This window comes from Vitreimonas sp. (assembly GCF_035627415.1).
In the GTDB taxonomy this organism is placed as follows: Bacteria; Pseudomonadota; Alphaproteobacteria; order Caulobacterales; family Aquidulcibacteraceae; genus Vitreimonas.
Genome location: NZ_DASPLU010000004.1, coordinates 56,149 through 81,391 on the forward strand (window position 1 = coordinate 56,149; position 25,243 = coordinate 81,391).

The 25,243-nt window shown below is 65.3% G+C and carries 22 protein-coding genes and 1 tRNA gene; 17 read left to right on the top strand and 6 right to left on the bottom strand.

What is annotated here, in order from left to right:
- Positions 1-158 precede the first annotated feature (158 nt).
- The 6 genes from VEA80_RS01450 to VEA80_RS01475 all read left to right on the top strand — a co-directional run bounded on the left by VEA80_RS01450 (position 159) and on the right by VEA80_RS01475 (position 4,429).
- Positions 159-233 (top strand) — tRNA-Val (locus VEA80_RS01450).
- Positions 234-357: 124 nt separating this feature from the next.
- Positions 358-873, top strand: a complete 516-nt coding sequence (locus tag VEA80_RS01455; RefSeq protein ID WP_325058905.1) for a sigma-70 family RNA polymerase sigma factor — start codon at positions 358-360, stop codon at positions 871-873.
- Positions 870-1,874: a FecR family protein gene (locus VEA80_RS01460; protein WP_325058906.1), complete on the top strand. Its 1,005-nt coding sequence runs from the start codon at positions 870-872 to the stop codon at positions 1,872-1,874. Before VEA80_RS01455 ends, VEA80_RS01460 begins: the two co-directional genes overlap by 4 nt.
- Positions 1,875-1,929: 55 nt before the next feature.
- A complete protein-coding gene (locus VEA80_RS01465; protein WP_325058907.1) occupies positions 1,930-3,129 on the top strand; it encodes an STN domain-containing protein in 1,200 nt (399 codons plus the stop codon).
- A complete protein-coding gene (locus tag VEA80_RS01470) occupies positions 3,126-4,082 on the top strand; it encodes a hypothetical protein (protein ID WP_325058908.1) in 957 nt (318 codons plus the stop codon). Before VEA80_RS01465 ends, VEA80_RS01470 begins: the two co-directional genes overlap by 4 nt.
- Positions 4,083-4,102: 20 nt before the next feature.
- Positions 4,103-4,429, top strand: a complete 327-nt coding sequence (locus tag VEA80_RS01475; protein WP_325058909.1) for a hypothetical protein — start codon at positions 4,103-4,105, stop codon at positions 4,427-4,429.
- Positions 4,430-4,557: 128 nt separating this feature from the next.
- Here the strand turns inward: VEA80_RS01475 and VEA80_RS01480 are convergent, their stop codons facing one another.
- The 4 genes from VEA80_RS01480 to VEA80_RS01495 all read right to left on the bottom strand — a co-directional run bounded on the left by VEA80_RS01480 (position 4,558) and on the right by VEA80_RS01495 (position 9,498).
- Positions 4,558-5,238, bottom strand: coding sequence for an XRE family transcriptional regulator (locus VEA80_RS01480; RefSeq protein ID WP_325058910.1), 681 nt, complete (start codon positions 5,236-5,238; stop codon positions 4,558-4,560).
- A gap of 39 nt (positions 5,239-5,277) precedes the next feature.
- Positions 5,278-7,455 (bottom strand): TonB-dependent receptor, encoded by a 2,178-nt coding sequence (locus VEA80_RS01485; protein ID WP_325058911.1) that lies wholly within the window; start codon positions 7,453-7,455, stop codon positions 5,278-5,280.
- A gap of 356 nt (positions 7,456-7,811) precedes the next feature.
- On the bottom strand, positions 7,812-8,504 hold the full coding sequence (locus tag VEA80_RS01490) for an XRE family transcriptional regulator (protein ID WP_325058912.1): 693 nt from the start codon (positions 8,502-8,504) through the stop codon (positions 7,812-7,814).
- Positions 8,505-8,508: 4 nt separating this feature from the next.
- On the bottom strand, positions 8,509-9,498 hold the full coding sequence (locus VEA80_RS01495) for a dipeptide epimerase (protein WP_325058913.1): 990 nt from the start codon (positions 9,496-9,498) through the stop codon (positions 8,509-8,511).
- A gap of 214 nt (positions 9,499-9,712) precedes the next feature.
- Here VEA80_RS01495 and VEA80_RS01500 point away from each other — a divergent pair, with 214 nt between their 5' ends.
- From VEA80_RS01500 to VEA80_RS01515, 4 genes are read left to right on the top strand one after another with little or no spacing between them, the layout of a single operon-like run.
- Positions 9,713-11,743 carry a serine hydrolase domain-containing protein gene (locus VEA80_RS01500; protein ID WP_325058914.1) on the top strand — a complete coding sequence of 677 codons (2,031 nt, stop codon included), beginning with the start codon at positions 9,713-9,715 and terminating at the stop codon, positions 11,741-11,743.
- Between the two features lie 11 nt (positions 11,744-11,754).
- Positions 11,755-13,053: a peptide MFS transporter gene (locus tag VEA80_RS01505; protein WP_325058915.1), complete on the top strand. Its 1,299-nt coding sequence runs from the start codon at positions 11,755-11,757 to the stop codon at positions 13,051-13,053.
- 10 nt (positions 13,054-13,063) lie between these two features.
- Positions 13,064-14,185, top strand: coding sequence for a hypothetical protein (locus VEA80_RS01510; RefSeq protein WP_325058916.1), 1,122 nt, complete (start codon positions 13,064-13,066; stop codon positions 14,183-14,185).
- Positions 14,186-14,207: 22 nt separating this feature from the next.
- Positions 14,208-15,797 carry a serine hydrolase gene (locus VEA80_RS01515; protein WP_325058917.1) on the top strand — a complete coding sequence of 530 codons (1,590 nt, stop codon included), beginning with the start codon at positions 14,208-14,210 and terminating at the stop codon, positions 15,795-15,797.
- A 131-nt stretch (positions 15,798-15,928) separates the two neighbouring features.
- Here VEA80_RS01515 and VEA80_RS01520 read toward each other — a convergent pair whose 3' ends face one another.
- Positions 15,929-18,064: a TonB-dependent receptor gene (locus VEA80_RS01520; protein ID WP_325058918.1), complete on the bottom strand. Its 2,136-nt coding sequence runs from the start codon at positions 18,062-18,064 to the stop codon at positions 15,929-15,931.
- Positions 18,065-18,231: 167 nt separating this feature from the next.
- Here VEA80_RS01520 and VEA80_RS01525 point away from each other — a divergent pair, with 167 nt between their 5' ends.
- From VEA80_RS01525 to VEA80_RS01540, 4 genes are all read left to right on the top strand, one after another.
- Entirely contained in the window at positions 18,232-18,912 is a 681-nt protein-coding gene (locus VEA80_RS01525) for an XRE family transcriptional regulator (RefSeq protein ID WP_325058919.1), read from the top strand.
- 3 nt (positions 18,913-18,915) lie between these two features.
- On the top strand, positions 18,916-19,953 hold the full coding sequence (locus VEA80_RS01530; protein ID WP_325058920.1) for a DUF1611 domain-containing protein: 1,038 nt from the start codon (positions 18,916-18,918) through the stop codon (positions 19,951-19,953).
- Entirely contained in the window at positions 19,950-21,179 is a 1,230-nt protein-coding gene (locus VEA80_RS01535) for a dipeptidase (protein ID WP_325058921.1), read from the top strand. Before VEA80_RS01530 ends, VEA80_RS01535 begins: the two co-directional genes overlap by 4 nt.
- A gap of 418 nt (positions 21,180-21,597) precedes the next feature.
- Positions 21,598-21,846, top strand: coding sequence for a hypothetical protein (locus tag VEA80_RS01540; RefSeq protein ID WP_325058922.1), 249 nt, complete (start codon positions 21,598-21,600; stop codon positions 21,844-21,846).
- 3 nt (positions 21,847-21,849) lie between these two features.
- On the opposite strand, the gene gph is transcribed toward VEA80_RS01540, so the two are convergent.
- Positions 21,850-22,542 (bottom strand): phosphoglycolate phosphatase, encoded by a 693-nt coding sequence (gene gph, locus VEA80_RS01545; protein ID WP_325058923.1) that lies wholly within the window; start codon positions 22,540-22,542, stop codon positions 21,850-21,852.
- Between the two features lie 67 nt (positions 22,543-22,609).
- Here gph and glmU point away from each other — a divergent pair, with 67 nt between their 5' ends.
- Genes glmU through rpiA form a run of 3 tightly spaced genes read left to right on the top strand, consistent with a single transcriptional unit; the run spans position 22,610 to position 25,187 of the window.
- A complete protein-coding gene (gene glmU, locus VEA80_RS01550) occupies positions 22,610-23,959 on the top strand; it encodes a bifunctional UDP-N-acetylglucosamine diphosphorylase/glucosamine-1-phosphate N-acetyltransferase GlmU (RefSeq protein ID WP_325058924.1) in 1,350 nt (449 codons plus the stop codon).
- Positions 23,956-24,492, top strand: coding sequence for a YcxB family protein (locus tag VEA80_RS01555; protein WP_325058925.1), 537 nt, complete (start codon positions 23,956-23,958; stop codon positions 24,490-24,492). The genes glmU and VEA80_RS01555 overlap by 4 nt, the downstream gene beginning before the upstream one ends.
- A complete protein-coding gene (gene rpiA, locus VEA80_RS01560; RefSeq protein ID WP_325058926.1) occupies positions 24,489-25,187 on the top strand; it encodes a ribose-5-phosphate isomerase RpiA in 699 nt (232 codons plus the stop codon). Before VEA80_RS01555 ends, rpiA begins: the two co-directional genes overlap by 4 nt.
- Positions 25,188-25,243 lie beyond the last annotated feature (56 nt).

The window sequence follows — 25,243 nt, forward strand, 5'->3', positions numbered from 1 at the left end:
GGTTCAGAATGAAGGACAGGGTGGTCTCCCGCGTCAAATCTTGCGAATGGTTCGCAAATGCGCAGCAATGGCCGGGAACGTCAAGTCCGGCGCCGTGCGCCGCTTGACGCAGGCGGGGCTCCGCATCATGGTCCGCGCCCTTCGGAGCCGCTGGCTTCGGGCGCGTAGCTCAGCGGGAGAGCACTCCCTTCACACGGGAGGGGTCACAGGTTCAATCCCTGTCGCGCCCACCATTTCCTGACGCGATCCAAGAAATCGGCGCTGAGACATAGGCGAGACGCAGGGCCGCCACGCGTTACGGGTTCGCGCTCCCTGATCGTCTTGGGATAGGAACCCTAACGACGTTTGGAGGGCGCTTTGCCGGAGGGTGAACCCGAACAAGCGCGCGCGCTCCTGGAGGATTGGAGCCGCCGCCATCGGCCGGCGCTGCTGGCCTATTTCCGTCGGCGGACCCCAGCGGGCGTCGACCACGAAGATTTGGTTCAGGAGGTGTTCCAGCGCTTGGCCCGGCGGGGCGACCTGCATTCCGTGCAAGCCGTCGAGCCTTATCTTTTTCAAACGGCTTCGAGCGTTTTGGCGGACTTCCTGCGCAAGCGCCGGCTGAGCGTCTCCACCGAATTGCTTGCCGACGATCATGCAGATGAGGGCGTCTCTCCAGAAGGCGCGCTCATCGGCAAGGAGGCGCTCGAGCAGCTTATCGTGGCGCTCGATGGTCTTCCGGAACGCAGCCGCGCGATCTTCTCGCTCTATCATTTCGAAGACATGACGCACCGCGATATCGCTTCGCGACTCGGCGTGTCTGTCAGCACCATCGAGAAGGAAATGGCGAAAGTGAACCGCCATCTGCTCTCAGCCCTTCGGAGCGAACTATGACGCACGCCAGCGGACCCGAACCGCTCGACGCCGCCGCCTGGGACGCGCGTCTGCGTCGCCCGGATTGCTCGAGCGACGACCGCGCACAATTTGCCGCCTGGCTGGCGGCCGACGCGGAGCACGCCAGGTCGTTCGAGCGCCTGCAGGCGATTCTGATCGCGCTGCGCGAGAATGCGGCGCGCCCGCAGCTGCGCGCGCACAGGGATCGCGCTTTGAAGCGGTCAGCGCCGGTCTACGCGCTGGTCGCCGCTGTCATCGCGGCGCTGGCCGGATTGCTGGCGACTTCCTATTTTCTCACCCCGTGGACCCAAATGGCGCGGGCGCCGGGCGAAGTGCGCCAATACGCGACGCAACTCGGTGAGCGAAGAGAGTTCACGCTCGAGGACGGCAGCATTCTTACGCTGAACACGAACTCGATCGTCGAAGCCTCGTTGGCCGGACGCGAGCGCCAGCTGCGCCTCATCGCCGGGCAAGCCTATGTCGCGGTCGCGCACGACGAGAGCCGTCCCTTTGTCGTTGAAGCGCTCGGCCGCACCGTCACGGCGCTGGGCACCGAGTTCGATCTCAGTATTGAAAGAGGCGCGCTTCGCGTCGTTCTGGTCGAAGGGCGCGTCGCCGTGGCCGCGCATGGCGGATTGTTCGACCTCGGAGGTCGACGCACGGAAATCAGCGCCGGGCAGGCGCTGACTGTTTCCCCTGGCGGGGATATACGGGTGCTACAGGCCGATGTGGAGCGGATGACGCTCTGGCGCCACGGGCGCGTCTCGTTCGCCGATACACCGTTGCCCGAAGCGATCGCGGAGATGAACCGGTATTCGGCGGCGCAGATCGTGCTTGCAGATCCGTCCATGGCGCAGTTGCGCGTCAACGGCGTGTTTCGCACCGGGCAGCAAGCGACCTTCGTTCGCGTGCTGGAGAGCTATTATCCGATTGAAGTGCGCGAAGAGCCGGGCGGCGACCTGCTGCTGGTGTGGCGCGCCGATCGAAACGCCGCCGAGTAATTACGGGTTCGCCGGCTTTTCCCGTCTTAGCAAAAGCCACCTGCGCGAGGTGAAAATGCAAGTTGGATTGCGAGCACTGCTGATTGCCTCGGGCGCTCTCGTGCTGGCGGCCTCGAGCACGCTCGCGGTGGCGCAAGATGAGTTGCGTGCCTACAGCATTGCTCCCCAGCCCCTCGCAAGCGCACTCGACGAGTTTGGACGCCAGAGCGGTCGAGACATCCTGTTCGCGACCCACCTCAGTGTGGGACGTCAGTCCGGCGGGGTGGGCGGCAGGCTCACGGCTGATGAAGCGCTTCGCAGCCTGCTCGCTGGCACTTCGCTCAGTTTCCGAGTCGTCGACGGCGAGACCTATGTCATCGAACAGCATCGTGCGCGCGGATCGCTGGCGCCCGCGAGCGTTCGGAGCGAAGAGATCATTGTTCAAGGCAATGTCGAACGCACGGCGCGCTTGTTCGCCCGCACAATCGCATCGGCTTCATCCTCCAGCTTTGCGCGCTGGCACGCGCCAGTGTGTTTGAGCGTGGTCGGGCTTCCAGCGGGCGATGGGCAGCTCGTCGTCGATCATATCGCTCGCCGGGGGCTCGAGGCGGGCGCTGAGATCGACCGGGAAGGGTGTGCGCCGAACGTCGTTATCGTGTTCGCCGAGGACTCCGACCGCATCGCGGCCGAAGTCGCCCGCCGTCAGCGCGGCCTTCTCGATACGGGCGGCGCCGAGGCCTGGCGGCGCGGCTACCGTTCGTTCACGGCGCCCGGACAGCCGGTGCGCTGGTGGCGGACCCAGGAGCGCCGCGGCGCCGACGGCGCACGTCTGGTCGAAGGAAACGCCCGCCCTGCGCCGGCGCCCAACACCCCTCCGGCGAGAGATGCCGTCCTGAGCGACGCGATCGCAGATGCGGCGACAGTGCGTTCGTTGGGCACGCGCCTGCGCGGCGCGACGCGCCAAGAGCTGGCGTTCGCGCTGATCGTCGTGGATACGCGTAGAACGGCAGGGGCCGATCCTATCGCCGTCGCCGACTTCCTAGCGATGGCGGCGCTGGCGCCGGTGAGCGCGGACGCGGACATGGCCCGCTTCGCGACGATCCTGAATTTGTTCGCAGCGCCCGGAGAAGCGCCGCTGCGGCTCACCAGCTGGGACCTCGCCTATCTGCGCGGGCTCTACAGCGCGCCCGCAGAGGCGGCGACATCGCGCATGCACGCCCGGCAAATTGCCGACGTGATGACGCGGCAACTCACTCAAGAGGGAGGTTCGCGATGAGATTCTTGCATGTATTCGCTGCGGTCGCGGGGCTTTCGCTTGTGATCGGCGCGTCAGCGTCGGCGCAGCAAGCCGACGAAGAGATTGTCGTTACCGGTCAGCGCCTCCGCGAAGCGGCGCATCAGTATGCCGAGACTATCGCCTTGGCGCCGGCGCGCGCGGACCAGTATGCACGCTGGAGCGCGCGCCTGTGTCCGAGCATCGCCGGTCTCGCGCCCAGCGAAGCGCAGACCCTGATCGATCATATGGCTCTGCGTGCGCGCGAAGTCGGGGTCGAAGCCGAGCGCAGCGGGTGCTCGCCGAATCTCATCATCATCTTCGCGCCCGATGCTAATCGTCTCGCGCGGGAGATCGTCGACACTCGGCGTGATCTGATGGGTTATTACACCGCCGATGATGTTGTGACCGCGGGCCGCGAGGCGCTGGAGGAATTCGCCACGAGCGCGCGTCCGGTCCGCTGGTGGCACGTCTCGCGCACCGTCACCGCGGACGGACGCCAGCTCGCCGATACGGATTCGCGCGTAGGACGCGGCACGGCAGATGCGCTCGCCGCGGCGCAAGGGCGGCCTAATGAAGCTGCCGGTCTGGGCAACGGTCTAAGGGGCGTCGAAGCCACGCGCTCCCAAGGCACGCGCACGCGGCGTGCGACGCGTCAGGACTTCAGCTTTGCGCTGGTTATCGTCGACGCGCCGAGCGTCTCGCGCTTTGCGCCGGCGCAAGTCGCCGACTATCTCGCCATGGCCGCTCTGGTGCAGCTCAATCCAGACGCCGATCTCTCGGCCTTTCCGTCGATTCTGAACCTCTTCCAGTCCCCGGAAACCGCGCCTCCGGGACTGACGGAGTGGGACCGCGCCTATCTGCAAGGCCTGTACAGCGCGACGCGTGAAGCCGCGAACGCGACCCGCCATCGCGCTGATATCGCGCGGCGGATCGCTGAAAACGTCGCCCAGTGAATTCGAGCAAGGGGAACGAAATGAAGATGTCACTCATCGCAATGACCTTGAGCGCCGCTATAGCGCTGGCCGGCGCGGCGTCAGCGCAAACGCCGCCGGCGCCTCAAGCAACCGAACAGACGTCGGCCGGCGCGGGCGCGCAAGCGCCCGCCGCTGAGGAAGAGCCGGAAGCGGCGCCGCAAGAGCAGCAAACGCGCTGCCGCGCGCCGAGGCGGAGCGAAAGCCGGCTCTCGTCCCGGCGCACCTCGGCCGCGTGCCGCGCAGCGCCGGCGACCAACGGCGAGACACGGGCGGGCGACGATCCAGGACAAAGCGCTGACAACGGCTCGGCTGCAGACCCGCAATGAGGATTAGGGAACGCGCGGTCGGCGGCAAGAGGCCGACCGCGCTTGATGGCAAGCGGGGTCGCGAGCCGTGCTTGGGCGGGGGCGCGGGTCGTATCGCAAAGGCGGGAAACGTCAATCCGGCGACCGGCTCACTCCCAGCGCGGATCGGTGATGTTGAAGAGGACGCGCGCGTCTTTGTCGGCGGGGCTGTACCACGCGTGCGGCGTCGATGAATCGAACTGGAAGCAGTCGCCGGTCTTCAGAGTCAATTCGGCAAACCCCGCGGAAGCGAAGGTCACCGGGCCGTCAATGACGTACGTGAACTCTTCACCCTGATGCGAGACCATCGGGCCGTGTTCGGCAAGCGAGCGCGCGGTGACGATGGCGACTCCGGCGACCATCTTGCGATAGAGAAAATCGGCGCAGACGTATTCGTAGTCGGCGTTCTCCTGGTTCACGTGCTTGCCTTCCCCCAGAGGGGTGTAGCTGCGCCAGCCCCTGAACTGAGAAGGCGCGCCTTTGCCGGGCTCCGGCCATCCCATGTGACGGAGGAACTGAAAGAAGTCGGCGCCGAGCGCGTGCGCAAGAGCATGCGCGCGATCGAATGATAGAGCATTCTGACCCGTCTCGACCCGCGACAAGGCCGACTGAGAAATGTTCGATCGCTTGCTGAGTTCGCGCAGCGTCCAACCACGCTCCGTCCGCAAGCTCCGCACCGCAGCGCCGAAGCTCTGTTGATCGAACACGGTTTCCGGACGAGCGGGCTGACTCACTTGCCCGTCGGCCGCCATGCTCTCGGTCAGGTGATCGCGCAGCTTACGTATATCCACGTCAATCACCTCCAATGAATTGTCGCATAACCAAGCACGTCAGAATCGCGCCGAAAGTTCGAGGCCGATCGTGCGCGGGCGCGGCACGCTCGCTTGCGGCAGCGAGAAGGAGCCGCCGAACGAGATCGGGCTGTCGTCATTGGTCACGTTTCTCGCAAACAGGCCGACGCCGAACCGCTCGAAGTCGAGCCCCGCGCGCAGATCGACGATCGTATATTCCGGCAGTTCGACGCGCGAGAAAAGCCCGAACGGAGTCACTGTCGTGAAGCTGCCCACACGTTCGCCCGTATAGCGCACGTCTCCGCCGACATAGGCCTCGGCGCCGCCGAACGTGGTCCACTCATAGTCGACCGCCAGCGTGCTGGCCCATTCCGGCGCGTACGGCAGCGGCGCGCCGTCGACGCCCTGCGGTCCGAGCGTTTCCAGCCCGTTGACCAAGGGTGCGTCCGCAGTCAGCTCCGCATTGGTGTAGGCGCCGCTCCAGCGCACCGTCAGACCATCGAGCGGCGTCAGCGTCGCGTCCCATTCCACACCCTGGCTGGTCGCGGTGTCGGCGTTGCCGTTGCCGCCAAACGCGCCATTGGTGATGAAGGAGTGCATGTCTTCCCAGTCGATGCGGAAGAGCGAGACGTCGAGCCGGAGCAGGTTCTCGATGATGTCGGACTTCAAACCGATTTCGTAATTGATGAGCGTGTCGGCTTCGTATGTCGCCGGAAAGGGCGGGAACGGCAGGTTGGGCCCGCCCGCGCGCCATCCGGTGGCGACGCGTCCATACAGCATCGTCCGCTCCGACGGACGCCACCGCGCCGAGGCCGACCACGTGGTGACGCTGTCGGTGCTTTGATCCTCGCCCGAAGCGCCGGCGAAGACGCCCGTCCCCACCACCGATGCGCTTGAATCGCTGCTCGCATAGCGGACGCCGGCGGAGACATCGAACTGCGGCGAAAAATGATAAGTCAGCGTGCCGAACCCGGCGATTTCTTCGTAATCGACAAGGACGCTGACGCTGGAGCCCACAAGCGGACCAGTCGCGACCGTTTGGCTCAAGGCGCCGCTCTCATCGGTATAAAAGACGCCGGCGATCCAATCGAAGCCCTGGTCGACGCTCGGAGAGACGAGGCGCAATTCTTGTGTCGCCTTGTCCGAGTTGAAATCATCCTCGAGCAAGCCGCCCACAAATCCCGTGGCGTCCTTGAGCGAGTCGTTTTCGTACTCGGTGTAGCTCGTCGATGACAGCAAGGACGCCCAGCCCAGGTCCCAATCGACCGTGCCGTTGTGGACGCGATAAACGACTTCGGCCGGCACGGCGAGGTTGCGATCGTGTTCGAGCGCTCCCGCGATCGGCGCGGGCGCGGGGACGGATTCAGGAAGCGGAATTCCGAGGGAAGCGATAGTGGGCGGGAAATTGTAATCCACGCCGCTATCGGTATCCGCCGCGAACTCTTGCTGCGCGGTCGAGATGCGGAAGGTCAGATCGTCGGTCGCGCGCAGGATGAACTTCGCCCGAAAGCCGTCGCTCTCGTTCGCATTCGCGTTGTCTTGCGTGTAAGGGCCGGTCACGTCGTCGATGTAGCCGCCTTCTTCGCGTTGGAACCCGCTAAGGCGCAGGCCCGCTTGATCGCCGAGCGGGATGTTGAGCCCAACTCTGGCCGTGTAGCTCGGGTCGCCGTCCTCGGTGCTTTCCGCGCTAGCGCGCGCCACGCCCGAGAATTCGCCGGGGATCGGGTCTTGCGTGACAAATCGGACGACGCCGCCCATGGCGCTTGCGCCGTAGAGCGTGCCTTGAGGACCGCGCAACACTTCAAGTCGCGCGAGATCGAACGGATCCAGGTCCGGCGTCATCTGCGCGCCGCGTCCGACGAGGCCGATGCTGAAGCCGTAGGGCGTCTCGTCGACATAGGTCGCGGTCGACGAGGTGCCCCCGCCCGCGGAGATGCCCCGCAGCACGACCGTCGTCGTGCCGGGCTCGCCGATGCTGCCCACGGCCGCCATGCCGGGAATGCGGCCGACATAGTCCTGCAGATCGCTGGCTTGGGTGCGCGCAAAAGTTTCGGCTGTGATCGCCGTCACCGATTGCGGCACTTCCCGCAGCAATTCTTCGCGCTTCTGCACAGTGATGACGATCTCGTCGCTCGTGCTCTGCTCTTCTTGAGCGTGCGCGGCGACGGGCAGCATCGAAGCGGACGCCAGCAGCGCCAGGGTGAACCGACCAAACATCCTTCTCTCCCCATTTGCGTCGGCTGTTGCCCGCCGCGCTTGGCGACACCCTGCGCTCGCAATCCCGAAAACGCAACAAAATTGCGGCTGGTGGGAGTGGGGCGCAACTTAGGGTGCGCACGGCGGAGCTGTGGGGAAGAATATATTTAAAAGCAGTTGGATGTGTGGGTGCGACGAACGTCGTTAGCTGGCGTTTGAAATCGTGAAATGGCGACAGACGCTGCCCACGCCCCGATTGGCGGCGGGTGTGTCCCATATGTGCAACAGCAGCTCAAGGAGGCGACGGTGAGCGGGCAGGTGGGCTCCATCGTCGGGCCACTCTTCCGCTCCAATCGCCTGGCCATGCCGAAGCGGCGCTACTCCCAGCGCGGATCGGTGATGCTGAAGAGCACGCGAGCCGGTTCGCGGCTGGCGGTGAGGATCGCGTGCGGGGTCATCGAATCGAACTGGAGGCTGTCGCCGGCCTCCAGCGTCAGAGGAGCGTAGTATTCCGTCTCGACGATGACCGCGCCTTCCATCACATGGATGAACTCCTCACCCGGATGGGTGACGAACGGACCGTGCTCATCCAGCGTCTGCGCCGTCACGATCGCAAAACCGGTGACCATCTTGCGATAGAGAAACTCGGTGCAGAGATACTCGTACTTGCCGTTGTTCTGAGCGACTCGATGGCCTTCGCCGCGCCGGGTCACGCTGCGCCAGCCGGTGGCGTTGATCGGCGGATGCAGGCGCGGGGAGTCCGTCGTCACCATGCGGTCGACGATCTGACTGAAGTCGGTGTCGAGGGCGCGGGCGAGCGCATGGGCGCGATCGAACGAAAGCGTAATTTGCCCCGTCTCGACCCGTGACAGCGCCGACTGCGAAATCTTCGAGCGCTCGCTCAGATCCTTGAGCGTCCACCCACGTTCGGTGCGCAGGCGGCGCACGGCCGATCCGAACGACGCTTGATCGAACGGCGCGTCCTCGGCCGCCGGCTCGCGTGCCTCGGGGCGAGGCTCCGCGCCGGGCGCGCTCAAAGTCAGGTGATTTCTCAGTTCGCGCACGTCCATGCGATCAACCCCAAAGCTCGGTCGTGAACGGCGCGACCACGCCTTTGTCATATGACAAGGCGCCGATCCGATCCATTCTGAGCGCCACCGGCCCGTCGAGGTCGGCGATGCGCGCCTTCTGGGATACGACGAAGGCCGGCGCCATGGCCAGCGAAGTGCCCAACATGTTGCCGACCATAACGTCGAGACCCCGCTCCAGGATGGCGTCCGCCAGCAGCAATGCTTCGGTGAGCCCGCCGGTCTTGTCGAGCTTGATGTTGATGACGTCGTAGCGCTTGGCGGCCTGCTCGAACTCGCCGCGGTGCAGGCAGCTTTCGTCGGCGCAGATCGGCACTTCGCGCGGCATGGCTTCGAGACCGGCGTCGCCGCCACGGGGCAAGGGCTGTTCAATAAGTTCGACCTCGCACTTGGCAAACTCCGGCAGGCACTCTTGTAGGAGCGGCAGCGTCAAACCCTGGTTGGCGTCGACCACGATGCGCGCGTCCGGGCGCGCAGCCCGCACAGCGCGAACGCGGTCGATAGGGCGGTCGCCATCGAGCTTCAGCTTGAGGAGTTTGTAGCCGGCAAGGGCTGCGGCGGCCCGGCCGGTGTGCTCGGGCGACTCGAGCACGCCAATGGTTTGGCACGTCGTCAGCGCCCGATTGGCGACGCCGGCCTTGGCCCAGATCGTTTGGCCCGACAGCTTGCATTCGAGGTCCCAGAGCGCGCAGTCGACCGCATTACGCGCCCCGCCGGGCGGCAGCAGCTGTTGCAAGGCCGTGCGATCGAGTCCGCGCTCGAGCTCGGGAACGATCGCCATGATCTGCTCGAACGCTTTCGCGGCGGTGTCGCCGAGATAATAGACGCCTGCCGCCTCGCCGCGGCCCACCACGCCGCGCTCGGCGATTTCCACCATCACGCAGTCGAGCGCCGTGAAAACATGGCCCGTGATGCGGAAGGGGGCGTGCATCGGCCAGTGCTCGAGGTGGAGCGAGATCCGTCGTTTCTCAGCCAACCGCCCATTCTCCAACTGCGAGCACCAATTCTGATTTGCGCAAATGCAACTCTACACGAAAAACGGGACTGCGCCACAGGGGCAGCCGTTCCAAGTAGAGGCCTGCCGGCTCCTGAATTCAGTCAAGCGGTTGAAAATAGCGAGTAATAAGTGGCTTGGTGGGAGTTGTGCAAATATGCAAGGGCGCTTGCAAAATCTGAAATCCTAGGCAATCGTGCCGGCTCGGTCCGGCAAGGACCGCGGGGAGGCGGCCGATATGTGGGACAAGGTGAAGAGTTGGGCGGCGCCCATCCTGGCGCTGACGCTGTTGAGCGCGAGCGCTTTGCAGGCGAGCGGTCAAGTCACGCCCGAGCAGGTGCAGGAAGCGGCGGCTTCGACAAGCCCGACCCCCGCCCCGCAGCTGACCAGCGCCGACGTCAACGCCTGGCTCGACGGCTTCATGCCGTACGCGCTTTCCAACGCCGATATCGTCGGCGCTGTCGTCACGGTCGTGAAGGATGGCGAGGTGATCGCCAACCGCGGCTACGGCTTCGCCAATCTCGAAGAGCGCACGCCGGTCGATGCGGAGACGACGTTGTTCCGTCCGGGCTCGATCTCGAAGCTGTTCACCTGGACCGCGGTGATGCAGCAGGTCGAGGCTGGCAAGATCGATCTCGACGCCGACATCAACACTTATATTGATTTCGAAATTCCGGATTACGAAGGCCAGCCGATCACCATGCGTCACATCATGACGCATACGACTGGCTTTCAGGAGGTCATCCGCGACCTCATCTCCTCGGATCCGGCGTCGGGCGAGACGAGCCTTGGCGACTATCTGAAGACGCACATTCCCGCCCGCATCTATCCGCCGGGCACGATGCCGGCCTATTCGAACTACGCCACCGCGCTGGCCGGCTACGTCGTCGAGCGCGTCTCGGGCGAGCCATTCGCCGACTACGTCCGGGCGCACATTTTCGAGCCGCTCGGCATGCGCAATTCGACCTTCGCTCAGCCGCTGCCCGAGGCGATGAGCGCGGCCATGTCCGGCGGCTACAAGAGCATCGCCGACGGCGAACCTGGCTTCTTCGAGATCATTCCCGCCGCGCCCGCAGGCTCGATGACGACGACTGCCGCGGACATGGCGCTCTTCATGAATGCGCATCTCAACGATGGCGCCGGTCTGATGCGCCCCGAAACGGCGCGGCAGATGCATGAGACGGCCGATCAACAGTTTCCGGGCGTCAACAGCATGCTGCTCGGCTTCTATCAGGAGAATTATGGCGGCCAGCGCATCATCGCGCACGGCGGCGATACGACGTTCTTCCACTCCAATCTCTCGCTGTTGATGGATCAGAATGTCGGCGTCTACATCTCGCTGAACTCCGGCGGCGCCGGCACGCCGGCGGCGTCGCTGCTGCGCTGGAGCTTCATGGAGCAGTTCGTCAATCGCTACTTCCCGCGCGCGGACGCGGGCGAGCAAGTCGCGCAGCCGACAGCGCGTGAACATGGCGCCGCGATCGCGGGCGATTACGAGAGCGCGCGCCGCGCGGCGACGAGCCCGCTGCTGGTGGCTTACTTCCTCGGCCAGACCACGGTGTCGATGCTTCCGAACGGCGACCTTGTCGGCCCCGGCCTGCCGGACATCAACGGCCAGCCTAAGCATTGGCGCGAAGTCGAGCCGTGGATTTGGCAAGCCGTTGGCGGTGAAGAGCGTCTTTCCGCACGCGTCGATGAAAGCGGCCGCGTGACGGCGATCGCGTTCGAGCCGCTCTCGTTCGCGATCCCGTCGACGCGCGCGCCCTGGTATCGCTCCAAGTCGCTGCTGCTGCCGCTGTTTGGCGCCGCGATGGGCATTCTGGTGCTCACGCTGCTGAGTTGGCCGGTGCGCGCACTGGCGCGCTGGGCGCACAAGAAGCCGTTCCCGTACGAAGGCGCACGCGCCTTGGCGCACCGCTTGGCGCCCGCCGCCTCGCTCATGGTGGTGGCATACATCGCCGGTTGGGTGGGCTTCGTGCTGTGGCTGATGGAATCGCTCACCAGCAATAGCGGGAGAACGGCGCCGACCTTGCTGACTGTGCTCTACGTCGCAGGCCTGCTGCCGGTGGCTGCGCTGGCCGGCGGCGCCTTCGCGAACTTCTCGCTGTGGCGTGCGCCTTCGGCCTGGTTCGCGAAGATCTGGGGCCTGCTCGTGCTGCTGTCGCTGATCGTGATCGTCTGGTTCGCCGTGGCGATGAACTTCTTCAGCTTCGAGTACAATTACTAGGCGCGCGGACAGTGTCAGTCAGCCAAAGCGCCAGCGTACCGGTGAGTTCGGGCAAGGGCCTGTTCGGCCATCCGCCCGGACTCACCGTCCTCTTCCTGACGCAGACCTGGGCCGAATTTTCGTATTTCGGCTTGCAGGCGATGCTGGTTCTCTACATGACCCAGCAGCTCGCGCTGCCGCAGGCGCAATCCTCGGTCATCTACGGGCTCTACACGGGCTGCGCCTTCTTCAGCCCGTTCATCGGCGGCATCATCGCCGATCGATGGCTGGGCAAGACGACAAGCGTCGTCATCGGCGGCAGCCTGATGATGCTCGGCCATTTCGCAATGGCGTTCGAGACATTGTTGTTTCCGGCGTTGGCGCTGGTGGCGATCGGCAATGGCCTTTTCATTCCCCCGCTCGCTGTGCAGGTCGGCGGGCTTTATCACGAAGGCGACGCGCGCCGCGACCAGGCATTCAGCGCCTACTACATGGGCATTAATCTCGGCGCCTTCACCGCGATCATCCTGTGTCCGCTCCTCGCGCAGCTCTACGGCTGGCACTGGGGCTTCGCCGCGGCCGGCTTCGGCATGGCGTTGGGGCTCATTCTCTATCTCTGCTTCAGGAAGCATCTGCCATCGGAGCCGAGCCGCGCCAGCGTCGAGGCGCGGCAACGCGCGCCGCTCTCGAAAGCGGACTGGAAGGCGCTGAGCACGCTGGTCGGCGTCGTCGCCGTGGTCATTCTTTTCCGCATCGCCTACGAGCAGAGCGGCAACACGATCACGCTATGGCTGAGCGAACGCACAGAGCGTTCGCTCAGCGGCTTCGAAATCCCGGCGCCGTGGTTCACCTCGCTCAACCCGTTGCTGATCATCGTGCTGACGCCGTTCCTGATGGCGTACTGGCGCAAGCGCAAGGAGTCGGGGCGCGAACCCAACCTGTTTCGCCGCATGGCGCTCGGATGCGCGCTCGCGGGGATGGCGTGCCTGGTGATGGTGGCGGCGGCGTATGCGTATGCAGCGAGCGGCGCGCCCGTGAGTGCGCTGTGGGTGATCTTCTACTTCGTGTTGCTGACCGTGGGCGAGTTGCTGGTGCTGCCGGTCGGACTTGCGCTGTTCGGCACGCTGTCGCCGGTGCAGGTCGCCTCGATGATGATGGGCGCGTGGTACATCGCCAAGTTCGCCGGCAGCTTGTCGGCCGGCTTTATCGGCACGTTGTGGCAGGTCATCCCGACAGAACTCTTCTTCGCCATCGGCGCCGGCGCGACCTTCCTTGCCGCGCTGATCCTTTTCTGGATGGGCCGTCAGCGCACCGTCGTGGCTGCTAGCTAGGAGCGGGGCAATGGCGGAGGAGCAACGGCCGTCGTGGTTCCAACGCTTCCTGTTGCCGGGTTTCGCCTTCAAAGGCGTCGTGATCGGCGGCGGCTATGCTACGGGCCGCGAACTCGCTGAGTTCTTCCTGCCGCACGGCCCCGCCGGTGGTCTGCTCGCGATCCTTGTGGCGATGATCGTCTGGAGCATCATCTGCGTGCTCACATTCTTGTTGGCGCGAGCGCTGCGTGCGTTCGACTATCGCAGCTTCTTCCGAGGCCTGCTCGGCCCGCTCTGGTTCTTGTTCGAGATTGCCTATCTGCCGTTTCTTGTTCTGCTGCTCGCCGTGTTCGGCGCGGCGGCGGGAGAGATTGGCGCGGCAACGTTCGGATTGCCGATGGCGATGGGCGCCCTTGCGTTCGTGGCGGCCGTGGCGGCGGTGACGACGTTCGGTGACGCCTCCGTTGAACGCCTTTTCAAATGGATGACGCCGTTCCTCTACGGCGTCTATGTGCTGTTCGCAGTTTTGGCGTTGAGCCGGTTCGGCGGCGAAGCCGTCGCAGCTGTAGGCGCCAGTGCGCCGGGCGGCGGCTGGGTTCTGAGCGGGGTGACCTATGGCGGTTACAATCTGGTCGGCGCGATCGCCATTCTGCCGATGTTGCGTCACCTGACGAGCGCGAAAGACGCAGTCGTCGCGGGCGCGCTGGCTGGGCCGCTCGCGATTTGGCCAGCGTTCGTGTTTTTCTTCTGCATGGTCGCGTTCTATCCGGCGATCGGCGCTGAAACGCTGCCGTCGGAATTCCTGCTGCGCGAACTCGATCTGCCGCTGTTCCACGTGCTGTTTCAGCTGATGATCCTTGTCGCGTTGCTCGAGAGCGGCGTGGGCGTCGTCCATGGACTGAACGAGCGCATCGCGGGCGCGTATCAGGCGCGGCGGGGCAAGGAGCTTTCGCCCCGCGCGCGTCTGATCATCGGCGCTGTCGTGCTGCTCTGCTCGGTGTTCATCGCCGATCGCATCGGCCTCGTGCGTCTGATTGCGGACGGCTACCGCGCCTTGGCCTTGATGCTGCTCGTCCTGTTCGTCGCGCCGTTGCTGACCATCGGCGTCTGGCGGCTGAGCGCGCGGCGCGCGCCCATCACACAACAAGCATGAAGGGGAGACGATGAGCCGGTGTATGAAAGCAAGCGCGCTCGCGGCGCTGGCGCTTTGCGTATCGAGCGCGGCCTGGGCCGATCCGCCCGCCAATATCGACGCGCGCATCGAAGAGATCCGCACGCAGGTCGGCGTGCCGGGCATGTCGGTGACCATCGTCGAGAACGGCGAAGTCACGCTCGCCCGCGGCTACGGCGTGCGCCGGCTCGGCACGAACGAGCGCGTCGACGCCGACACGCTCTTTCAGCTCGGCTCGGTCGGCAAAGCCTTCACGGCCGCCGCGCTCGCGGTGCTGGTCGATCGCGGCGAGATCGCGTGGGACGATCCCGTCACCGACCACATTCCGTATTTCCAGATGCACGATCCCTGGGTTACGCGCGAGATGACGGTGCGCGATCTGCTGGTACATCGCAGCGGTCTTGGTCTCGGCGCCGGCGATCTGATGTTCGTGCCGCGCTCTTCGCGCTCGCGCGAAGACACAGTGCGCGCGCTGCGGCACATCCCGCCAGCGACCAGCTTTCGCAGCGGCTATGCCTATGACAACGTCCTCTACGCGGTGGCGGGGCAACTGATCGAGGAAGTCACCGGCAAGACGTGGGAGCGTTTCATGCGCGAGGACGTGCTCGTCCCCGCCGGCATGCGCACAGCTACCTCCGATCGTGTCGAGCGGCGCCGCACGCGCAATCGCGCCTGGCCGCACGGGCGTCGCGACGGGCCGATGCACGGCATGGGCACGCAGGAAATGCTCGACGACAGCGGCCGCGCCGAGTTTGATCCGGAATTGGGCGCGAACGCCGCGCCGGCCGGCGGCGTCGCCGCCAGCGCCAATGATATGGGCCGCTGGATTCGCATCCAGCTTGCGCGCGGCGCGCTGCCGGAAGGCGGGCGCCTGTTCAGCGAAGCGCAATCGCGCGAAATGTGGCGCCCGCAAATCCATGTGCCCTTCGGGCAGGCGCCGGAGCCGGTCGCCGCGTCGACGCCGCAGTTCAACAGCTATGCGCTCGGCTGGATGGAGCGCGACTATCAGGGCCATCGGCTGATCATGCACACGGGCGCGGTTTTCGGCGCGCAGTCGGTGCTGATGCTGATTCCGGAGCGCAATGTCGGGTTTGCCATCTCGATCAATAGCGAAGACGGTGAGGCGGCGCTCGGCGTCGCCTACGAGCTGCTCGATCACTATCTCGGCCGGCCGTACTACGACTGGGGCGCAGCCTGGCAGACCTTCGTGCAGCAGCGCGATCAGCGTGCTGTGGCGGCTCTGCAGCAGCAAGCGTCGACGCCGGCGCCCTCGCAGCCTTCCTTGCCGCTCGCACGCTATGCCGGGCGCTATCAAGACGCCTGGTACGGGCCGATGACCATCACACAAGCCGCCGACGGCAAGCTCGTGATGGATTTCACGCTGACGCCGGGCATGACAGGCGAGCTCACGCACTTCCAGTACGATACGTTCCGCGTCGCCTGGCGCGATCGGCTGATCGAGCCGGCTTATGTGACGTTCGCGCTCAACGCCGACGGCCAGATCGACCGCATCAGCATGCGGCCGGTGTCGCCGCTGGCGGATTTTAGCTTCGATTACCAGGACCTCAACTTCCGGCCAGCGCCGGCGCAATGAGGCTCCCGAACGATGGACGAAAAAGAATGGAGCGGCTGAGAGGCCGCTCCATTTGCATGTGGGGGTTCTGCGTTGAAGGTGCAGACGGGACGACGCGTGAGCTGATCGCCCCGTCTGCCTAGCCGCCCCAGCTAGAAATTTGCCGTCAGCGAGACGCCGATCGTGCGCGGCCGCACCAAGACGGCGGCGCCGTTGGGCAGACCAACATTGTCCGGCAGCGTTTCGCCGAAGCCGCCGAACTGCGTCACCGCGCGTTCGTCGGTGACGTTCTTGGCGAACAGTTCGAGCGAGAAGGTCTCGAAATCGACGCCAGCCCGGAGATCGAGGAGATTGTAGCTTGGCAGTTCGATCTGTTCGGCGCCATAGAGGAAGCCGCCAACGCCCGGGAAGCCGGTCGATTGTTCGCCGACATAGCGCCACGCGCCGCCGAGATGAGCATCAGCGTTGCCGAACACGGTCCACTCGTAGGAAACGTCAACCGTGCTGGCCCATTCCGGAGCGTAGGGCAGCGGATCGCCGTCCTGGCCGCCGACGACGATCGGGTCGGTGTCGTCGGTGAGCTGCGTGTTCGTATAAGCGCCGGACCACACGACGGTCAGCGCGTCCGATGGCGTCAGCGTTGTGGTCCACTCGACGCCTTGGCTTTCGGCGCCGCCGCCATTGGCGTTGCCTGACACCGCGCCGTCGAACACGAGCAGCTGGATGTCGCTCCATTCGATGTGGAACGCAGCGGCGTCCACGCGCAGCAGGCCGTCGACCAGATCGGTTTTCACGCCGATCTCGTAATTGATCGTCTGATCGGGATCGAACGTCGTCGGAATGACGCTCGGCGCGCCCAAAATGTTCGGACCGCCGGGACGATAGCCCGTCGCGACGCGCGCATAGAGCATGGTGCGATCGTTCAGCCGCCAACGCGGCGCGACCGAATAGGTGATCGCGTCGTCGCTGGATTCTTCGCTGCCGGTGGAGACGGCCGTGCCGCCCTGGTTCATGCTTTGCTCGTTCTCGGCGTAGCGTGCGCCGACGGCGACATCGAACTGCGGCGAGAAGTGATAGGTGACGCCGCCGAAAATCGCCCGCTCTTCATACTCGGAGTCGATGCTGGCGGTGAGACCGCTCACGGCGCCGGGCGGCGTGCCGAAGAAGATTTCCTGATCGAGCAGGCCGTTCTCGCGCGTATAGAACGCGCCGACCAACCATTCCAGCGGTCCATCGCCGTTCGAGGCGAGCCGCACTTCCTGCGTGGTCTTATCTTGCGGAATGTCTTCGACCAGGAAGGAGGGCAGGCCGAACGCAAGCGTGCCGTCTTCGAGGTGATGCTGCTCGAGTTCGCTGTAGCTCGTCGATGAGATCAGCGACGCCCAGCCGAGGTCCCAATCGATCGTGCCGTTCAGAATGCGGTAGCTCACGTCCGACGACACCGCGAATGGGCTGAACTGATCCGTCTCGCCGGCGACGGGTTCGAGCGGATCTTGGAAATAGGCGACCGCCTCGGTGGCGTCGCTGTCGATATCCTGAGATTGAGCCGACAAGCGAATGGTGAGGTTGTCCGTCGCATTGAGTAGGAACGCCGCGCGCCAGCCCGTCGTCTCGACGCCGTTGACGTCTTCGACGCCGCGCGACGGATCGTCGATATAGCCGCCCTCCGATCGCCGCAGCCCGCTGACGCGCAGCGCCGCCTGATCGCCGAGCGGCACATTCACCATCGCCCGCGTCGACCAGCTTGATTCGCCGCCTTCGGTCGTTTCAACGGCGCCGCTGGCGCGTCCGAAGAACTCGCCCGGCGCCGGCGCTGTGGTGACGAACTTGATGAGACCGCCCAGCGTGTTGGCGCCGTAAAGCGTGCCTTGCGGGCCGCGCAGAACTTCGATGCGCTGTACGTCGAAGGGATCGAGGTCGAGCGCCAGAGCGGCGGCGTTGACCAGCGAGGTGCTCGATCCGAATGGCGTTTCATCGACATAGATGCCGACAGTGGAGGCGACGCCGCCGGTGTTGAGGCCGCGCAAGGTGACGCGCGAGTTGCCCGGCTGCCCCCCCGTCACGGCAAGACCTGGGACATGACCCGCATAATCGCTGAAGTCGTTGGCCTGAAGCCGCTCTAAGGTTTCGTCGGTGATCGCGGTTACGGATTGCGGGACATCGCGCAGCCGCTCCTCGCGCTTCTGTGCGGTGACGACGATCTCTTCGGAGTCGGCAACCTCCTGGGCGTGAGCTGTAAGCGGCAAAGCCGACGCCGACGCCAACAGTGCGAGCGCAAACCGGAACATGAACCTTCCCCCTCATTTTGGCGCGAAGGCGACGCCTCCCGCCATTTTGCCGCATCTGATACTCTAAATTCCGATTACGCAAGAGACTTGCGGCGGCGGCGAAAAGTTGCGAAACGCCGTGGTCTTTTTGCCCAGGGCCGAGTAGGCTGAGGTCTCTCGAGGGGAACATGGCCGAAAGCGGCGGGATCATGCAGGCGCGCCCAGGCGCGGTGGTCAGGGAAGAGCGGTTGCGCCGCGGCTGGACCCTTGCTGACGCCAGCGCGCGCACCGGGCTGCCGATCTCTACCCTGTCCAAAGTGGAAAACGACAAAATATCATTGAGTTATGACAAACTGGTCAGGCTGAGCCAAGGGCTCGAGATCGACATCTCGCGCCTGTTCGGCGGCGGCGACGCTCCCCAACAGCGCAGCGTCATCGGCCGCCGCAGCGTGACCCGCCAGCACGAAGGCCGGTCGATCGAAACGCCGAACTACAACCACCGCTACGTCGCCGCCGATCTGCTGAGCAAGGCCTTCATCCCGGTCGTGGCGGAGATCCGCGCCCGTAGCCTCGCGGAGTTTGGCGAACTCGTTGCTCATCCGGGCGAGGAGTTCGCCTACGTGCTCGAAGGAACGGTCGACCTCCATACTGCGCTTTATGCGCCGGTTCGGCTGAACCCGGGAGACTCGATCTATTTCGACAGCGGCATGGGCCACGCCTACATCGCCGTCAGCGAGGGCGTTTGCCGTGTGCTCTCCATCTGCACCGGCGCCGAAGCGCAGCTTGTCGCCGCCACTGAAGGTCGGAGCGAGAAAGCTGAAGTCGCTGAGCCGATCATGGTTGGCCCGCGTCGCGCCGGGGCCGGCTGAGGAATGCTCGATCTTCCCCAGCCCTATCTTCTTTTCTTAGCGGACGTCGCCGAGCGCGGTTACGCCAAGACCGCCTTTGGTCTTCGCGACTGGGCGGCGGAACGCTGTATTGGCGAATATGCGCTGCCCGGCGGCCTGAGCCTCGACTTGCCGCGCTTCAGCCCGCGTGAAGCCTACGCGGCCGGCGCGCGCGCGCTCGTCATCGGCGTCGCCAATCCCGGCGGCGTTATTTCTCCTGCGTGGCTGCCCGCCTTGCTCGACGCGCTCGAAGCGGGGCTCGACCTCATCGGCGGCATGCACGCCAAGCTGAACGAGATTCCCGATCTCGCCGCCGCCGCGGCAAGGCTTGGCCGGCGCCTGATCGACGTCCGCACGCCGCCGCCGGACATTCCAATCGCGTCAGGAAAGAAGCGCGCTGGCAAGCGTTTGCTCACCGTCGGCACCGATTGCGCTCTCGGCAAGAAGTATACGGCGCTGGCGCTCGTCCGTGCGTTCGCAGCGCGCGGCGTCGACGCGACGTTCCGCGCCAGCGGCCAGACCGGCATCATGATCGCCGGCGGCGGCATGCCGATGGACGCAGTCGTCGCCGACTTCGCCGCCGGCGCCGCCGAGATGCTCAGCCCAGACAACGATCCCGATCATTGGGACGTCATCGAAGGTCAGGGTTCGTTGTTTCACCCCGCGTACGCCGGCGTCTCGCTCGCGTTGCTGCACGGCAGTCAGCCGGACGTGATCGTTCTCTGTCACGATCCTTCGCGCGCTGTGACGCTGGGCTTTCCCGGCTATCCTCTGCCGGACCTGCATGAAGCCATCGACCTCACGCTGCGACTCGGCGCGCGCACCAACGCCGCCATTCGCTGCGCCGGCGTCAGCTTGAACACCTCGCAACTCTCCGAAGCGGAGGCGGCCCGCGCGATCGCGCGCGTGTCCGCGACACTCGGTCTTCCGGTCGCGGATCCGATCCGCGGCGGGCCCGTGTTCGAGGCGCTGGTCGACGCCTGCCTCACGGCCGAGAGCAGCTACGAGAGGGCGGCTTCGTGAGGTTGCGTTTTGCGTTCGCGTTGGCCGCGCTCGCGCTGGCCTATGCGCCGATCGCCGCCGCGCAGACCGCGCCGACGCCGCAACAGCGTGCGCGTATCGAACGCATCCTCACGCGCACGCCGCTCATCGACGGCCACAATGATCTGCCAGACCAAATCCGCGAGCATTATGGCGGCGACCTCGACCGCGTCGACCTGACCACGGACACGCGCCTCTTGCCCACACCGCTCCACACGGACATTCCGCGGCTGCGCCAAGGTCGTGTCGGCGCACAGTTCTGGTCCGTGTATGTCCCCGCCGATCTGCAAGGCGCAGCGTCGGCCGAAGCGGTGAGCGTGCAGATCGACCTCGTGCGCCAGATCATCGCCCGCCACCCGACCGTGTTCGAGTTTGCGAACAGCGCCGACGACATCGTCCGCATCCATCGCCGTGGGCGGATCGCTTCAATGCTCGGCATGGAGGGCGGCGAGGCGATCAACGACAATCTGGCGATCCTGCGCTCATTCCGCAGGCAGGGCGTTCTTTATATGACGCTCTGCCACGGACGGACGACATCGTGGGTCGACAGCGCAACCGACGCGCCGCGTCATGGCGGTTTGAGTCCCTTCGGCGAGGAGGTCGTGCGCGAGATGAATCGCATCGGCATGCTCGTCGACCTTTCCCACGTGTCGGCCGACGCAATGCGTGACGCGCTTTCCGTCTCCCGTGCGCCCGTGATTTTCTCACATTCGTCCGCGTTCGCGCTCGTGCCGCATCCGCGCAATGTTCCCGACGACGTGCTGCGCCTCGTTCATGAGAATGGCGGCGTCGTGATGGTCAATTTCTATCCCGGCTTCATTTCCGAAGGCGTTCGCCAGTGGGCGGCAGCGCAGGCTGGAGAGGCGGCGCGCCAAAAGGCGCTTCATCCCGACGATCCCGCCGCCGCAAGCGCCGCATTGGAGGCCTGGGCGACCGCGCATCCGCGTCCCGCCGCCAGCGTCGCGCAAATTGCGGATCACATCGAACACATTCGCGATGTCGCCGGTGTCGAGAATGTCGGCATCGGCGGCGATTTCGACGGCGTTCCTTACCTTCCGGCCGATCTAGAGGGGGTCGACGCCTATCCAGAGATTTTCGCCGAACTGATGCGCCGCGGCTGGAGCGACGCCGATCTCAGCCTATTGGCCGGCGGCAATCTGTTGCGAGCGCTTCGAGCGGCCGAGCGCATCTCGGCGCGCGAGCGGTAATAGAAACTCGCTCAGCTTTGTATCGCCCAACGGCCGCGCCGATCCCTTCGCGGGGCCTCCATCGTTAACGTCATACCGGCGCCTCACGGCCTAGGCCCTCCGCACGAGCTCGATGGCGCTTGCCACGACTCGTCCGCGCCAGGGCACGGATGGTCACGTTCATTGCGCCGCGGCCTGATTTGGGGGCACATCCTTGCGCATGCGGCGATAAATGCCGCGTCCGGCGATCAGCTGTTCGTGATTTCGTCTTTTGGGGATGTCGTTTCCTCGCCACATCCCTGCCTCCGTTAACAGTGATGATCGCCATCGCTGCGAAGCGATCAGGGGGCTGACGCAAAGCGCGGAGCGATATCCCGCGCGCACGGCTCCGGGCCACGAGCCCAACCCGGCGCCCAACAGAATGTAGTGGTGAAGCGGTATGGATCACGATTTCTGCAACAATGACGGCGCACGCCGCCTGAAGCAGCGGATCGAGGAGTATTGGCGGGAACGCGGCTACCAGGTCGATGTGAAGCTGGTCGAAGCGGGCTTCGTTGCGGCGATGCGCTCGGCGCGCACCGATGTCCGCAGCGATATGGTCAACGGTTTCCCGACCAAACGGGCGAGCAACGAGCGCGAGCAGCGCTCCGCGCCGCCGGTGACGCGCGGTCCGCTCGAGATCGCGTAAACGCTAGGCCCGCGCCGCCAGAAGGCGGCGGCACGCCGGCGCAACTTCCGAAAAGCTGCGAAGAACGACGTCGGCGCCGAGTTTCTCGGCGCCGTCGTCACAATAGCCGAACGCGACCGCCGCGACCGGCGCGCCAGCGCCGCGCGCGGCGGCGATGTCGGCGATGGTGTCGCCGATCATCACCGAACGGCGCACCGTGCCGCCCGCGCGCGCAACGGCGGCGCGATAGTGATCCGGATGCGGCTTTCGGTCTGCGACGGCGTCGGCGCCCACGATCGTAGCGAACCAATCGCTCATGCCGAGCGCCTGCAGCAAGGCGTGCGACAGGTCGGTGCGCTTGTTGGTGCAAACCGCGAACTTCGCGCCAGATGCGGCGAGGTCTTCCAAGGCGGCTGCTACGCCTGGAAACGCTCTCGAGTCGCGCGCGATGTCGGTTCGGTAGAACGAAACGAACGTCTCCGTGAGCTGATCCAGGCGCTCGTCGCGAAAGCTGACGCCGGCCCGCGCTGCGGCCCGTTCGATCAGCGCCCGCGCGCCCTGGCCAACCATGGTCCGCGCCGCCTCCAGCTTGACCCTCGGCAGGCCCTCCAGCGCCAAGGTCTCGTTGAGCGCGCGCACGATATCGGGCGCGGTGTCCACCAGCGTGCCGTCGAGGTCGAAGACGATCGTGGCGTCCGCCAATTCGCCCGTTGTCATGGGATGCCCCTTGCGCCGCATTTGAGCTAGAACGGCGCTCGGATTCGGACAAGGCGGACGAAAGCACATGAGCCGTGCGCGAGCAGCGATCATCCTGGCCGCCGGGCAAGGCACGCGGATGAAGTCCGAGTTGCCGAAGGTGCTGCACGAAGTCGGCGGCCGCGCGATGCTGGATTGGGCGATCGCCGCCGCCGCGAGCACCGGCGCGGCGCGCACTATCGTCGTCACGGGCGCACACTCTCCTGCCGTGGGCGAGCATGTGGCGAGGCTGTTCGGCCCTGGCGCTTCGGCGATCCAGGATCCCCCGCTCGGCACTGCGCACGCCGTGAGGGCCGCCGAGCCGGCGATGCAGAACTTCGAAGGCGACGTCGCGATCCTCTACGGCGACGCTCCATTCGTGCCGCCGGAACGCATCGAGCAGATGTTCGCGTTGCGGACCGAGAAAGGCGGCTTGGTCGTGCTCGGCTTCGAAGCGCGCGATCCGACCGGCTACGGGCGCCTGCTGCTGGCCGCGGACGGCACGGTCGAGCGTATCGTCGAGCACAAGGACGCGACCGGCGAAGAGCGCGCCGTGCGCATGTGCAATTCCGGCGTGCTCTGCGCCGATGCGCGGACATTGTTCGAGCTGCTGGCGCAGGTGAAGAACGAGAACGCCAAGGGCGAATACTATCTCACCGATGTCGTCGCACTTGCCCGCGCCGGCGGCGTGCCGACGTACGTAGTCATAGGCGTAGAGTCCGACACGCTCGGCGTCAACTCGAAGGTGGAACTGGCCGCCGCCGAGGCGGCGTTCCAGCAGCGCATGCGCATCGCCGCAATGGAGGCGGGCGTGACGCTGATCGATCCGGGAAGCGTCTTCTTCTCCTACGACACCCAGATCGCGCCGGACGTGGTCATTGAACCCAACGTGTTCTTCGGCAAGGGCGTGAAGATCGCCAAGGGCGCGCGGATCAAGGCGTTCTGCCACATCGAAGGCGCGGAGATCGGCGAGGGCGCGAACGTGGGGCCGTCGGCGCGCCTGCGTCCGGGCACGAAACTTGGACCGAAGGTGAAAATCGGCAATTTCGTCGAGATCAAGAACGCGAGCTTCGGCGAGAAGGCGCAAGCGAGCCACCTCGCTTACATCGGCGACGCCGACATCGGCGCACGCGCCAATCTCGGCTGCGGCGCGATCACCTGTAATTACGACGGCTTCGACAAATATCGCACCACGATCGGCGAAGACGCCTTCATCGGCTCCGACACCGCGCTCGTCGCCCCAGTCACGGTCGGCAAAGGCGCCTACACCGGCACCGGTAGTGTCATCACTAAAGACGTGCCCGACGGCGCGCTTGCGGTCGCCCGCGCGCGCCAACACAACATCGAAGGCTGGGCCGACAAGAACCGCGCCAAGAAGCGCAAGGATAAGGCGACGTGAGCGCTGTCAGCTTCGAGGTCACTCGAACGCGAGGCGATATCCTGAAGGGGATCGCCGCGAATACGCTTCGTTCACCGGGAACGCTCGCTTGGTATGTCGGCGGTTCGGCGGTCGTGGCGGGAATAGCGGTTTGGGTGAACCGCTACGAGTCTGCTCAAGCGCTTGTTTTGATCGGGCTGCTCGCATTTGCCGCGATGCTCGCCCTGTACACCCTCATCTTGGCCTTCTGCGTCTTGCTTGCTGCTCGCAAGACCTGGGCTCTGCCAGGGGCATCTGATCCCGTCACCTACACGTTGTCTAAGGAAGGCTTGGGTGTTTTGGCGTCAACCGGCCATGGATTGACCGCTTGGGCCACCTGGAAGGCCGCGTTTGAATCAGCCTCGCTCATTGTGATCCGGCATCAGCTGAATTTAATTCACATCATCCCCAAGCGCGGCATGACCGATGATACTTTGCACAAGGTTCGGTCCGTTCTGCGTGCCAACGTAAAGAATGTGCGATTGCAGCCGGCCGCTGTGGAGCCAGCCCCGTGAGCGATGATCCGAAGTACAACGCAGCCCGCGCCGCGCTCGATTTCATCGCGGACGGCATGATCGTCGGTCTCGGCACTGGCTCAACGTCGGCGCATTTTGTGCGCCTGCTGGGCGAACGTGTGAAGCAGGGGCTCAAAGTCAAAGGCGTGCCGACCTCGGAAGCGACGCGCAACCTGGCCGAGCAGGTGGGCGTGCCGCTGCTGGAGATCAGCCAGATCACGTCGATCGACGTCGACGTCGACGGCGCCGACGAGGTCGATCCCGCGTTCCGTTTGATCAAAGGCGGCGGCGGCGCGCTGCTGCGCGAAAAAATCGTTGCGGCCGCTTCGAAGCGCATGGTGGTGATCGCCGATACGTCGAAATGGGTCGAGACGCTGGGCGCTTTTCCGCTGCCCATCGAAGTCACGCGTTTCGGTTTTGCGCTGACGGCGCAGCGCATTCACGCGGCGCTGCGTGAGACCGGCTGCGTGGGCGACGAGGTCGTCCTGCGCGTCGCCGGCAAGGCCAACGAACCGGTCATCACCGATGGCGGCAATTACATCATCGACGCGCACGCCAAGAGCATCCGCGATCCCGACGCGCTAGGCGCGGCGCTCTCGCGCATCGCCGGCGTCGTGGAGCACGGCCTTTTCCTCGGCCTCGCGCAGACGGTGATCTTGGGGAATGCGAGCGGCGCGGAGGTGAAGTCGCTCTGATCGAAGCGCCGCCCTCGCGTCTCCTTCGACAAGCTCAGGAGGACGCTGCTGATGCG